Annotated in this window: 11 protein-coding genes; 7 read left to right on the forward strand and 4 right to left on the reverse strand. The window is 37.2% G+C overall.

Annotated features, from left to right (window positions below):
* Positions 1 to 138: 138 nt before the first annotated feature.
* Entirely contained in the window at positions 139 to 2,313 is a 2,175-nt protein-coding gene (locus EV201_RS08875) for an OmpA family protein (RefSeq protein ID WP_130307228.1), read from the reverse strand.
* 18 nt (positions 2,314 to 2,331) lie between these two features.
* Entirely contained in the window at positions 2,332 to 3,252 is a 921-nt protein-coding gene (locus tag EV201_RS08880; RefSeq protein WP_165389625.1) for a PorP/SprF family type IX secretion system membrane protein, read from the reverse strand.
* Between the two features lie 382 nt (positions 3,253 to 3,634).
* Here EV201_RS08880 and EV201_RS08885 point away from each other — a divergent pair, with 382 nt between their 5' ends.
* From EV201_RS08885 to EV201_RS08900, 4 genes are all read left to right on the forward strand, one after another.
* Complete coding sequence (locus EV201_RS08885; protein WP_130307230.1) at positions 3,635 to 4,114, forward strand: PaaI family thioesterase; 480 nt, start codon at positions 3,635 to 3,637, stop codon at positions 4,112 to 4,114.
* Positions 4,115 to 4,502: 388 nt separating this feature from the next.
* Entirely contained in the window at positions 4,503 to 5,141 is a 639-nt protein-coding gene (locus tag EV201_RS08890) for an HAD family hydrolase (protein ID WP_130307231.1), read from the forward strand.
* 49 nt (positions 5,142 to 5,190) lie between these two features.
* Positions 5,191 to 5,847: a DUF5020 family protein gene (locus tag EV201_RS08895; protein ID WP_130307232.1), complete on the forward strand. Its 657-nt coding sequence runs from the start codon at positions 5,191 to 5,193 to the stop codon at positions 5,845 to 5,847.
* Between the two features lie 88 nt (positions 5,848 to 5,935).
* Complete coding sequence (locus tag EV201_RS08900) at positions 5,936 to 7,258, forward strand: NCS2 family permease (RefSeq protein ID WP_130307233.1); 1,323 nt, start codon at positions 5,936 to 5,938, stop codon at positions 7,256 to 7,258.
* A gap of 106 nt (positions 7,259 to 7,364) precedes the next feature.
* On the opposite strand, the gene EV201_RS08905 is transcribed toward EV201_RS08900, so the two are convergent.
* Entirely contained in the window at positions 7,365 to 8,150 is a 786-nt protein-coding gene (locus EV201_RS08905; protein ID WP_130307234.1) for an alpha/beta fold hydrolase, read from the reverse strand.
* Between the two features lie 500 nt (positions 8,151 to 8,650).
* Here EV201_RS08905 and EV201_RS08910 point away from each other — a divergent pair, with 500 nt between their 5' ends.
* The 3 genes from EV201_RS08910 to EV201_RS08920 are packed head-to-tail and all read left to right on the forward strand — an operon-like array spanning position 8,651 to position 12,032.
* Complete coding sequence (locus EV201_RS08910; RefSeq protein ID WP_130307235.1) at positions 8,651 to 9,307, forward strand: succinate dehydrogenase cytochrome b subunit; 657 nt, start codon at positions 8,651 to 8,653, stop codon at positions 9,305 to 9,307.
* 19 nt (positions 9,308 to 9,326) lie between these two features.
* Positions 9,327 to 11,267 carry a fumarate reductase/succinate dehydrogenase flavoprotein subunit gene (locus EV201_RS08915; protein ID WP_130307236.1) on the forward strand — a complete coding sequence of 647 codons (1,941 nt, stop codon included), beginning with the start codon at positions 9,327 to 9,329 and terminating at the stop codon, positions 11,265 to 11,267.
* Between the two features lie 3 nt (positions 11,268 to 11,270).
* On the forward strand, positions 11,271 to 12,032 hold the full coding sequence (locus EV201_RS08920; protein ID WP_130307237.1) for a succinate dehydrogenase/fumarate reductase iron-sulfur subunit: 762 nt from the start codon (positions 11,271 to 11,273) through the stop codon (positions 12,030 to 12,032).
* Here the strand turns inward: EV201_RS08920 and EV201_RS08925 are convergent.
* A complete protein-coding gene (locus tag EV201_RS08925; protein ID WP_130307238.1) occupies positions 12,022 to 12,486 on the reverse strand; it encodes a septal ring lytic transglycosylase RlpA family protein in 465 nt (154 codons plus the stop codon). The two genes, EV201_RS08920 and EV201_RS08925, sit on opposite strands and share 11 nt — an antisense overlap.
* Positions 12,487 to 12,519: the final 33 nt, after the last annotated feature.

Raw genomic sequence — 12,519 nt, forward strand, 5'->3', positions numbered from 1 at the left:
TTTGTTGCTCTGTTTTTTTTATATCCCACTTGATAAACCACTTTTATTCTGAGTTTAAAATTTGTACCCCAAACGCGTAACTAGATATCCCATCCTAAAAGAGTTCTGAATCCGTTAAGGAATCCTATCAACGATCATCTACTTTTGAACTTGATCATCTAAAAATGTATTCAACTCAAAATCGACACATCTATTAATTCGATACCAATCCTCAAGCGATTGCCCTTCGACCCTATCAAAGGGAGAAGTCTCCCCAAGAGCAAGAATAACGACCCGTTTGATATCTATACCACCTCGAACAAAAAACTCACGAGTAGCTGCTGCTCGTCTAAAAGCCAAAGCATCGTTATACTCTGATGTCCCTCGAGAATCGGCCCTTGCGACAAGAGTAACCATCAGTCTTTCATCATTCTTTAATAGATCAACAACCTTTTTTATATTTTCAAAAGCTTCTGACTTCACCTCTGACTTGTCAAAATCAAAGTAGACGGTAGCCAAATCTTCAGGTAAAAATTCTTTCTGAATATCCTTATTCGACATCAATCTCATCAATAATTCATGATTGATATTTGCTAAAGTATCGCTGCTAAAAAAACTAAAGTCGATCGCATAATACCCTTCTTTTTTAGCAAATACCCTGTAGTCTGTATTTTTATCCAGCTCTACACTATAATTTCCCAATCCTGATTCAGGATGAAGATCGATTATTTCCGGTTCGATAATCTGCAATACATCAGGTACAAGTAGATTCCCATTCCCAAAATCTTTCATTGCAAAATTGACATTCACACTCTCAATTGACGGACGCTTTATCAATTTAAACGTATGCGTCAATTCTGGATCAAGAATATGACTATAAAGGACTGTGTCAACAGGATAATACCCCTGTTTTTCTACCAAAATTCGATAAGCCTGCTCTCCTTTTATATCAAAAGAAAACTGATTCTTTCCTTTATCGTAATTCACATCAATCCCCTCAGGTTTAATAACTCTTATTTGATCGGGAACAACGAAATGAATATCTAAAGAATCCCTAATCTGGATATTGACTCTATTATCATGTTCTATCTCAAAACTATAAATATCATCTTCTCCCACGCCTCCCGATCGGTTCGATGCAAAGTGACCTATTCGTCCTTCCGGGTTTATAACTATCGAGAAATCATCAGCCGAAGAATTCATGGGTGAGCCAAGATGTCCCACTTCAAAATCTCTTCCATCTGTATTAACTACATACAAATCCAAACCTCCCTTACCAGCATGACCATTGGATGAAAAAAACAAGGAATTTCTCGAATTAAAGAAGGGAAACATTTCATCATCTTTTGTATTTACACGGCTTCCCATATTTTCGGGTTTTGTCCATTTGCCATCAATCCAATAACTTCGATAAATGTCGGTTCCTCCAAAACCTCCTGGCATATTGGATACGAAGTAAAGAACCTTACCATCTTTCGAAAGGCTAGGATGACCTACTGAATATGCGTCACTATTATAAGGGAATTCACCCCTTACTTTCCAACGTCCGTTTTTCTCTTCAGCAATAAATATTTTTAGATTATTCGCTCCATTTTCATCCCGATTCAGTTTCCCTTTAAAATAATTACTCCGTGTAAAAAACATAGTCTTAAAATCGGATGAAAAACAAACAGATCCCTCGTGATATTTTGTTCCGATTCCATTCCCAAACCGTACAATTTGTCTACTGGGGTCTTTGCTTGCATCATATAAAAATAGCTCTAAGAAAAACTCACCATTCCATTCATACTTATCATCTCTATAGTCTTTACTCTTCCTTCCGGAACTAAAAACAAGATTATCGTTATAATAACTGGGTGAGAAATCAGAATAAATCGTATTAAAAGGAGAAGGCCTTAATTCACAAATGAGATCTTTTAAGGTTTCATTCTCAAACTTAATCACATTTTCAATTTCCTTTTTCACACCCCTATCACCAGGATAACGATCGAGATATTGCTGATAAATACGTTTTGCCTTGGCATATTGACCTCTTTCCTTTAAGAAAGCCCCAAACAGAATCAAATCAGTATCCTCTTTATTTTCATTATCTACCAATGCTTCAAAATACTCGAGTGCCTTATCATCATGCTTCATTTTATGATACGACTGTGCCAGGCGTCTCAACACATGCGTATTTAAAGAATCAGATCTCAATGAATACTCATAATATTCAATAGCTTTCTTGTAGTTAAAATCATCAAACTCCCGGTCACCTGAACGCACAGATAATCTCTGAGAGAAAGAAGCTGATGATAAAAACAACAGAAAAAAGAATAATACAAGCCTGTTCATAGCATATTATTTAATGTCTTAAAAATATCTCGGAGACCTTAACCTCTTCGACTTAAATACAAAATCATAACTTAAGGATATTTCATGTGAACCATGGGTTCGACTTGACAATTTTGATACCGCAACATCATAAGAGTAACCGATACGTAATTGATTGTTGATATTAACCTGAAAAATGCCGGCTACTGAATCTTCATCCCGATATGAAGCACCTAACCAAAACTTATCTAAGAAAATAGCCATGGTCGACAGATCCCACGAAAGTCTTGAGCCCTGTGTGGCTTTAAACAACATTGTGGGTTTGAGCTTGATAAAGGGATTAACTTTAACAAGGTAACCAGCCATTAAAAAATAATGCAACTTGCTTTTATCAAGTTCGGCGTTTAAAACACCACCCTCTTTAATACTGTTTTGGAGTAATCTGGGAATGGAAAAACCAACAAAGAAATCATCACCATAAACGTACGTTCCAACCCCAAAATTCGGAAGGACATCATTATTTATTTCCTGCAAAAGAGGATCATATTGATCAACAACTCTTGAGTTCGTGAGATCGACTTTTTGGTGGGTTAGCCCAGCTTTCAAACCTAAATTCATAAAAACTGTTGAGGCTAGTTTGATTTTATAAGAGAAATCAACGCCAAGATCTGTGTTTTTTTCAGGCCCAATAACATCGGTTTCGAGAGTTAACCCGACACCCATATTGAAAAAAGAGATTGGAGAATTTATTGAAATGGCGGCACTTTTTGGCGCACCATCCAAACCAACCCATTGCCTCCTTGCAATTCCAAGAATCTGAGTCGATCCTCTGGAACCTGCATAAGCCGGGTTGATTGACGAGGGGTAATTGAGGTATTGGGTAAACATTTTATCCTGCTGCCCATAACCTGTCCATACTACGCCTATCGAAAATAGTAATATGACAAATATTCTCTTCATTTGATTACAGTAAGGCATCATTAGTTTATTTCAAACTAAGGCCACTTCCAATAGCATTTTAATGTAAATAAGTTAAGTGTGATCGGAATAAAAAGGTACATAAATCTCTCAGCTTTAGGTAATTTATCAATATGAATTACACGAAACGACCTTATGATTACATAAAATACATTTGTATGGAGTCTAAATAAGAAGAAGGTTTTTTTTCTTACACGAAAGAAATCATTATAAACATAACACAAGCAAAACAACACTATATCCCTAACTAGATATTCTATCCCATTTACCTGTTTGAAGCAAATCTTTTAAACTAAACTGATCAACGCTTAGGCAAGAAATATTACATTTGTTTCACAATCTAAACCTGAACGAATCACAACCAATGAAAAAAATAATCAACCCCTTTATTAATGGAGACAATGGCAACTGTTTTGGATGTTCTCCCCATAATGCCAATGGACTTCAAATGAGTTTTTACGAAGATGGTGAGTACATTATCGCGGAGTGGGAACCTCAGGGGCATTTATCAGGCTTTAAAAATGTATTGCATGGTGGTATACAAGCCACTATTATGGATGAGATTGCCAGTTGGCTTGTTTTTGTGAAATGTCAAACCAGTGGCGTAACAACTGAACTGAATGCCAAATACCGTGGAGCAATTCTAACAGATCAGGGAAAGATAACAGTGAGAGCGAAACTCATCTCGCAAGAAAAAAAGTTCGCCCGCATCTATACCGAAATTCTTGACCACAATGGGAAATTGGGTTCACAAGCTGAAGTCACTTATATGATCTTCCCTCAAGAAATGGCAAAAAAGAAATTTGAATACCCGGGCATAGAAGCATTCTTTGAGAAAGAGTAAATAATAAGCTACAATTCTATTCACAATAAATTTCTGACAAATGCAACAAGCCATAAACAATCTAAATTCAAAAACAATTTTGGATTTCAAATAAAAAAAACGCTATTTTTGCCGCTTAATTAAAAAGCATCATCTGGGAAACTGGTAATCCCGAATTCAAATTGAGCTCGGCCAAAAAACGAAAGGATGTCAACCATTAGTAAGCATAGCACAAAAGTGCTTTTCATATCTTCAAAAAGATATCTCTCTAATAGAAAGAGAGCGTTTACTTCCCGCCTGCTTTTTATTTCAGATTCCCATTTCTCATATAGCTTTAATCAACATTTCACTTGTGCTCTGAACAAACAGGTGAGTTCTTTCATGTTTCACCCTTTAAATTGTTTGATTCATGCATAGATTTAAAGCCATCATTTGGGACTACAACGGCACACTCCTCAACGATGTTGAAATTGGAGTTGAGAGTATCAACACCATGTTACAAAAACGTCAACTTCCACTGCTAACAAGTGAAAGTTATCGTGAAGTATTCACCTTTCCCGTAAAAGATTATTATGAGAAAGTTGGCTTCAACTTTCAAAAAGAAGATTGGGACTGCACTGCACATGAGTTCATTGCCAATTATACCCAAAGACTACCAAATTCAGATATATTTCCTGAAGCCCGGGTTTTACTCGATATTTTCAAAAATCAAGGCAAAAAGCAATTCATTTTATCGGCCATGGAAATGAAAATGCTAATTGAGTCAACCAAAGAATTAGCTATTCAGAAGTTCTTCACCGAGATTTCAGGAATTGATAATATATATGCCAGTTCAAAAATTGAAAATGGCAAAAATCTATTTGAAAAATATCAGCTTAAAGCAGAAGACGTTTGTCTACTAGGTGATACAACTCATGATTACGAAGTGGCTCAGGAACTTGGCTGTCATTGCTATCTTATTGCATCAGGACATCAGTCTTTCGAAAAATTGAAAGCAACAGGATGTCCAAATATCATCCATAGCCTAAATGATATACTAACAGAATAAACAACCATTTTAAATATATCTTTTTTCAAACAATCATTTTATTAAACCGATGAAAAAATTACTTACGATTTTCGCAATTCTTTCAGCCTTTGCTGTAAATGCTCAAAACTTACAATTGCACCGCGATTTTGAGCGTGGACATTTCACATCGACTTTCGAGATGTTTAAAATGGACAAATGGGGTAACACGTTTACCTTTGTAGATTTTGATTACGACAAGGGAAATGTAAGTTCTGCTTATTATGAAATCGCTCGTGTATTGAAAACCGAAAAAATGCCAATTGGTCTTCATATTGAATACAATGGTGGTACATCGAATCAATTTTCATTCGCCAATGCTTGGATTTTCGGTGCGAACTACTCAAAAGGAAATAAAGATTGGGGCTTCTCAACCTATGCAGGCTATAAAGCAATAAAAGGAGCAGAAAAAGCCAATTTCCAAGTTACAGGAACATGGTATGTAAACATGTTCAAAGGGAAAGTAACTTTCTCTGGGTTTGCAGACCTTTGGACTGAAAAAGGTAGCGATAAAGCAATTGCAGAATACGTTGTTTCTGATGACATAGTATTCTTAACAGAACCACAATTCTGGTACAATGCAACTGAGAATCTATCTTTAGGTGGAGAAATTGAAATCTCTAGCAATTTCCAACAAACGCATAAATCTTATATTCGTCCAACTTTAGCTGTTAAGTGGAATTTCTAAGACTAAATTTTTCAGATATTGTAAGTTCTGTTCCAAACAGAACTTACAACATATAACCCGCAAGTTAACTTGCATCTATTAAACAACCATGTTAGATAAATTTTTTAATATTACAGGACTTGGCTCAAACATGAAGACTGAAATTGTCGCTGGTTTGACCACCTTTGCCACAATGGCATATATTCTTGCTGTAAATCCATATTTCCTTTCTGTAGCAGGTATGGACTACGGTGCTGTAATGACTGCGACAGCACTTTCTGCTGTTATTGCAACATTAGTTATGGCATTGGTCGCTAAACTTCCTTTTGCTTTGGCTCCGGGAATGGGCCTAAATGCTTTCTTTGCATTTACCGTATGTGGTGTAATGGGCTGTAGCTGGCAATTGGCTTTAACTGCCGTATTTGCTGAAGGAATCATCTTCTTATTACTGACATTTTTTAATGTTCGTGAGGCTATTATCAACTCAATCCCAACCAATATCAAGCATGCTATTTCGGTAGGTATCGGTTTGTTCATTGCATTTATTGGTTTAGCTCACAAAGATGTGGGGATTATCGTACCAGGACAAGGTATTCCTGTTCATTTGGGTGATCTTCATTCTCCAGGTGCCTTACTTTGTATTTTAGGAATCATCGTAATCGGAGTATTATTAATTCGTAAGGTTAAAGGAGCCATTCTTATTGGTCTTTTAGCTGTAACTGTAGTTGGTCTTATCCCTGGGATAGGTGTAACAAGTCTTCCTAAGGATGGAGCACTTGTAAGTCTTCCACCATCATTAGATCCAATTTTCTTCAAGTTTGTTGGAATGGAAGAAATTTTATCATGGAAATTTGTTTCGATCTTATTTGTATTCCTTTTTGTTGACATGTTCGACACAGTAGGAACACTTGTTGGGGTTGCTTCTAAAGCTGATCTTTTAGATAAAGATGGAAGAGTACCTCGAGTAAAACAAGCTCTGTTTGCTGATGCAATTGGTACAACTGTAGGTGCTGTAATGGGAACTTCAACTGTAACAACTTACGTTGAGAGTGCTGCTGGTGTTGCTGAAGGTGGTAAAACAGGTATGACTTCATTAACTGTTGCATTCATGTTCTTCTTAGCCTTATTTTTCACACCGCTGTTTACAATGATTCCAGCAGCTGCGAGTTCATCTGTTCTTGTGATTATTGGTATTTTCATGATGAGCCCTATCACCAAAATCAACTTTGATGATTACTCTGAGTTCATCCCTGCATTCCTTACAATGATTATGATGCCATTAACCTATAGCATCGCAGAAGGTATTGCATTTGGTATGCTTTCATATGTGGTTCTAAAAGTACTTACTGGTCGTTATAAAGAACTTAATATACCTATGATTTGCATCGCCCTTATTTTTGTATTGAAATACATCTACAATATTGGTGAATAAATACTAGATCAATTTGAACATTGGCTTCGGCTCATGTCCAATTTTTTTATCTCGAAATCTGATCTAAATTCAAGCGCCACTACCCCAATAGTGGCGCTTACTTTTTCTATAGAATTAATTTCTGAATCGCTTCTACACAAGCCTCTTTCTCCTCGATAAAACTCATATGACCAGAGTGCTCAAACACGATCGCTTTCATCTGGTTTTGGTCAGCCCAATCCAAGCCTTTCTCAAAAGGTATAAAATTATCTTCCTTTCCAATAAAACTATATTTGGGAACCGATAAGTTCTTAAGTACCTCATTTCTATCCGGACGATTCATCATGGCATTTAAGGCTATTACTATACCTTCATCTTGCGTGTTTAAAGCGATCTTAGTCAAAGAAGCAATCTCTTTAGAAAAATTCCCCTGATTTTTCTTCGAAAAAGTATTGGGAACAGCTGTACTACATATCAGTTCCTTTTTACCTTTTCTGACAAACTCAATTTCCCGGCTTCTATTCTTACGCTTTTCATCTGTATCAGCATTAGCTGTGGAGTGTAGAAAAGAAAAACTAGCCAAATATTTTGCATACTTTTCGGCAAAGGCCAAAGCCACATAACCTCCCATTGAATGCCCAATCAAATGCACCGAACTTAAGTTTAAATGAACAAGTACAGCATGTACCGCATCGGCCATATCATCTATAGTGATTTGAGCATCTTTAATTATTGACTGACCATGTCCGGGTAAATCAATGCAAATTACCCTGGCAGATTTTGACAAATCCAAAGCTAAAGCATGAAAAGTCTCAATAGACTCGAGGTAACCATGCAAAATAACCAGCACTGTACCTTCACCTTGGTCACTGAATCTGATTTTATATTTTGAAGTCTCAATTGTTTTTATCATCTGTTTCTATTTTAAATGTTATGTGAAAATACATAAATTCAGAATCAAACAGATTCAAAACTAGAGCCTAATCCCCCATTCTTCAAAAAAGATCAAAATCAATCGATATATGAGTTGATTCACAGAGCATAAATACACACAGTAAACTATTTCACTTTGGGGAAGTAAAATTATCCACTCATCTGACTGGTAATTATTTTACCTTTCTAAATTAGAACTATACTACTCCACTTGTTTTAAAACATATAAAAAAGTAATAACTTGCAAAGGTTTGTTCGAAGCATTAGAGAATAAATTCTGTAATCAATTTAGACTTAAACGAATAGGTTTGCACTACAAGTCAAACAACTAGCTTGTTGTTAAATAGGCCGCTATTAGAATCAATCTAAATAAATTACATGTGTTACGTAGTATTGTTTCCTCAAACATGAGCATCTACATTTGCGTCTGAATTAGTTAAACCTTAGAATAAAAACAATCTAATTTAATTTTTAAATCCTATGAGCAGTTTTTTAAGTTCATCAATTGGGAAGAAGCTGATAATGAGTTTATCAGGCCTTTTTCTTATTGTTTTTGTGTTGGTTCACTTGATATTAAACTCATTTTTGTTGTTTGATAACACAGGTGAATTATTCAACGCAGGAGCTCACTTTATGTCTCTACCGATTATCCGTTTCGGATTACAGCCGGTACTGGCAGGTGGATTCATTATCCACATCATTTACGCTATTACGCTAACATTGCAAAACCAAAAGGCTCGTCCTCAAAAGTATGCAGTTCAAAACTTGAGTAACAGTAGTACTTGGTCATCACGTAACATGTTCGTGTTGGGTGGTCTTGTATTGGTATTTATTGCAATGCACTTGTTGCATTTCTTTGTGCCTATTCAGATCGAAGGAAATGTACATGATGATGCTCAGTTGGTAAAAGCTCTTTTCACCAATGGTTCTATGGGATTAGTTTATACTGGTCTTTATGTTTTAGGAGCTATCCTTTTAGGATTACACTTGGCTCACGGATTCTGGTCTGCTTTCCAATCAATTGGTTTCAGCAATAAAATCTGGAAAAAACGTTTAGAAAAGGTATCTTACTTCTACGCAATTTTCGTTGCTGCAGGATTTACAATCATTCCTTTGTACTTACACTTTTTTGCTTAATTGCTAAAATTTAACGGTTATGACAGTATTAAATTCAAAAATTCCAGCCGGGCCATTAGCTGAGAAGTGGTCAAAACACAAAGCTGCTATTAAAGTAGTTAGCCCTGCTAATAAGAGAAAATTAGATATTATCGTTGTAGGAACTGGTTTGGCCGGTGGATCTGCTGCTGCTTCTTTAGCAGAGATGGGATACAACGTAAAAGCATTTTGCTACCAGGATTCAGGTCGTAGAGCTCACTCTATTGCTGCTCAGGGTGGTATTAACGCTGCAAAAAACTATCAAAACGATAATGACTCGATTTATCGTTTATTCTATGATACAATTAAAGGTGGTGACTACCGTGCACGTGAAGGCAACGTTTACCGTTTGGCTGAAGTAAGTGGTGACATCATCGACCAATGTGTGGCTCAAGGTGTACCTTTTGCACGTGAGTATGGTGGAACCCTTTCAAACCGTTCATTCGGTGGTGTATTGGTAAGTCGTACTTTCTATGCTCGTGGTCAAACCGGACAGCAGTTGCTATTGGGATGTTACGCATCAATGAACCGCATGATCGGACAAGGTAAGATCGAAATGCATGAGCGTAACGAAATGCTTGACATTGTAACTGTAGATGGTAAAGCTCGTGGTATTATCACACGTAACCTGGTTACTGGTGAAGTTGAACGTCATGGTGCTCACGCTGTGGTTATCGCTACTGGTGGTTACGGTAATGTATTCTTCCTTTCAACCAATGCTATGGGTTGTAATGGTGGTGCTGCATGGCAAGCTTACAAGAATGGTGCATATTTCGGAAACCCTTGTTTCGTACAAATTCACCCAACTTGTATTCCTGTTCACGGTGAACAACAATCTAAATTAACTTTGATGTCTGAATCCCTTCGTAACGATGGTCGTGTTTGGACTCCAAAGAAAAAAGAAGACGCAATTAAATTGCAAAAAGGTGAAATGGGACCTAATGATATCGCTGATGAAGATCGTGACTTCTACCTAGAGAGAAGATACCCTTCATACGGTAACTTGGTACCACGTGACGTAGCCTCTCGTGCTGCAAAAGAGCGTTGCGATGCTGGTTTCGGTGTAAACGAGACTGGTAAGGCTGTTTACCTTGACTTTAAATATTCAATTGAGCGTTTAGGACGTGATGTTATCGAAGCTCGTTATGGAAACTTATTCCAGATGTATGAGAAGATTACTGATGTAAATCCATACAATGAGCCAATGCAGATTTATCCTGCAATTCACTACTCAATGGGTGGTGTATGGGTTGATTACAACTTGATGACTAACATCCCGGGTCTTTATGCTATTGGTGAGGCTAACTTCTCTGATCATGGTGGTAACCGTTTAGGTGCTTCTGCATTGATGCAAGGTTTAGCTGATGGATACTTTATCCTTCCTTACACTATTGGTGATTATTTGGCTGATGAAATTCAAACACCACGTATTGAATTGAATCACCCTGAATTCGACAAGAAAGAAAAAGCTGTTCAGGCTCGTCTAGAACGTCTTTACAATGTTAAAGGTGATAAATCAGTTGATTATTTCCATAAGCGTTTAGGAAACATCATGTGGGATTACGTAGGTATGGCTCGTAACGAAAAAGGCTTGAAATATGCTATCGAAGAGATTGCTAAGATCAAAGCTGATTTCTATAGCAATGTTCGCATTCCTGGTGATTTCGATGCTATGAATATCGAGCTTGAAAAAGCGGGTCGTGTGGCTGATTTCCTTGAATTAGGTGATTTGATGGCACGCGATGCATTGAACCGTAACGAATCTTGTGGTGGTCACTATCGTGAGGAGTCTGTAACCGAAGAAGGTGAAGCTAAACGTGATGATGAAAACTTTACTTTTGTATCAGCTTGGGAGTACCAAGGTGAAGATAAAGATCCTATTTTACACAAAGAAGATTTAGTATTCGAAACTGTTGAGTTAACTCAACGTTCATACAAGTAAGCCATGGCAGATAAGATATTAAAAGAATTAACGATAAAGGTTTGGCGTCAAAAGAATGCTAAAGCCAAAGGGAAATTTGAATCCTATAAAATCAACGATATCTCAACTGGAACATCATTCCTTGAGATGCTTGATATTCTTAATGAGCAACTAATTAATGATGGCATTGAGCCTATTGCATTCGATCACGATTGCCGTGAAGGTATTTGTGGAATGTGTAGCTTATACATCGACGGACGTGCTCATGGACCAGATGACGATATCACAACATGTCAATTGCACATGCGTAAATTCGAAGATGGTGCAACCATCACTATTGAGCCTTGGAGAGCTGGAGCATTTCCGGTAATCAAAGACTTAATCGTTGATCGTACTGCTTTTGAAAAAGTGCTTCAGTCTGGTGGTTACATCTCTGTAAACACAGGTGGTGTACCTGATGGAAATGCAATTCCTATTTCTTACGATGATGCTGAAGAAGCTATGGATGCTGCAGCTTGTATCGGTTGTGGTGCTTGTGTAGCAACGTGTAAAAACTCATCGGCAATGTTGTTCGTTTCTGCTAAGGTATCTCACCTTGCAAAACTTCCACAAGGTCGTGTTGAAGCTACTCGTCGTGCTAAGAACATGGTGGCTAAAATGGATGAGCTAGGTTTTGGTAACTGTACCAATACAGGTGCTTGTGAGGTAGAATGTCCTAAGGGAATTTCTATTGCAAACATTGCTCGTTTGAACCGCGAATTCTTAAGCGCTACGATTAAGGGCTAATTAGATTAAAATCGAGATATGAAGAGCGTTGCCTTAGGGGAACGCTCTTTTTCTTTTTACTTATATTGAGAGGTAGAACCAATATATCCAATCGATTTACAACTCTAATCTCAACATTAAAAATCCCCTGATTCAAATCTCCAATAGCACTGGCTGCTGCTTTAGATAAGTCAATTATCCTTCCCTTCACGTAAGGACCTCGATCATTTACTCTTACGTAAACAGATTTCTGATTATCAAGGTTTGTTACCTCAAGCCAAGTCCCAAAAGGGAAAGTCATATGCGCAGCAGTATATTCTTCCTGTGAGAAAAATTCACCGTTAGCAGTAAGCCGCCCATCAAACCAATCCGAATAAAAAGATGCCTTCCCTTTTATTACTTGTAAAGGAGCCAATTGCGCAGATAAACCAGAACTGCAAATTACTAAAACAACAACTAAGGCAAACGACTTCATGACTTAAAATATAGAGAGAAAAAAATCCGACCA

It is taken from the genome of Ancylomarina subtilis, from assembly GCF_004217115.1.
GTDB classification, from domain to species: domain Bacteria; phylum Bacteroidota; class Bacteroidia; order Bacteroidales; family Marinifilaceae; genus Ancylomarina; species Ancylomarina subtilis.

What these genes read in the sequence shown, in the direction of transcription:
- EV201_RS08875 (WP_130307228.1), bottom strand. Translation starts at nt 2,313, where the DNA reads ATGAACAGGCTTGTATTATTCTTTTTTCTGTTGTTTTTATCATCAGCT.
- EV201_RS08880 (WP_165389625.1), bottom strand. Translation starts at nt 3,252, where the DNA reads ATGAAGAGAATATTTGTCATATTACTATTTTCGATAGGCGTAGTATGG.
- EV201_RS08885 (WP_130307230.1), top strand. Translation starts at nt 3,635, where the DNA reads ATGAAAAAAATAATCAACCCCTTTATTAATGGAGACAATGGCAACTGT.
- EV201_RS08890 (WP_130307231.1), top strand. Translation starts at nt 4,503, where the DNA reads ATGCATAGATTTAAAGCCATCATTTGGGACTACAACGGCACACTCCTC.
- EV201_RS08895 (WP_130307232.1), top strand. Translation starts at nt 5,191, where the DNA reads ATGAAAAAATTACTTACGATTTTCGCAATTCTTTCAGCCTTTGCTGTA.
- EV201_RS08900 (WP_130307233.1), top strand. Translation starts at nt 5,936, where the DNA reads ATGTTAGATAAATTTTTTAATATTACAGGACTTGGCTCAAACATGAAG.
- EV201_RS08905 (WP_130307234.1), bottom strand. Translation starts at nt 8,150, where the DNA reads ATGATAAAAACAATTGAGACTTCAAAATATAAAATCAGATTCAGTGAC.
- EV201_RS08910 (WP_130307235.1), top strand. Translation starts at nt 8,651, where the DNA reads ATGAGCAGTTTTTTAAGTTCATCAATTGGGAAGAAGCTGATAATGAGT.
- EV201_RS08915 (WP_130307236.1), top strand. Translation starts at nt 9,327, where the DNA reads ATGACAGTATTAAATTCAAAAATTCCAGCCGGGCCATTAGCTGAGAAG.
- EV201_RS08920 (WP_130307237.1), top strand. Translation starts at nt 11,271, where the DNA reads ATGGCAGATAAGATATTAAAAGAATTAACGATAAAGGTTTGGCGTCAA.
- EV201_RS08925 (WP_130307238.1), bottom strand. Translation starts at nt 12,486, where the DNA reads ATGAAGTCGTTTGCCTTAGTTGTTGTTTTAGTAATTTGCAGTTCTGGT.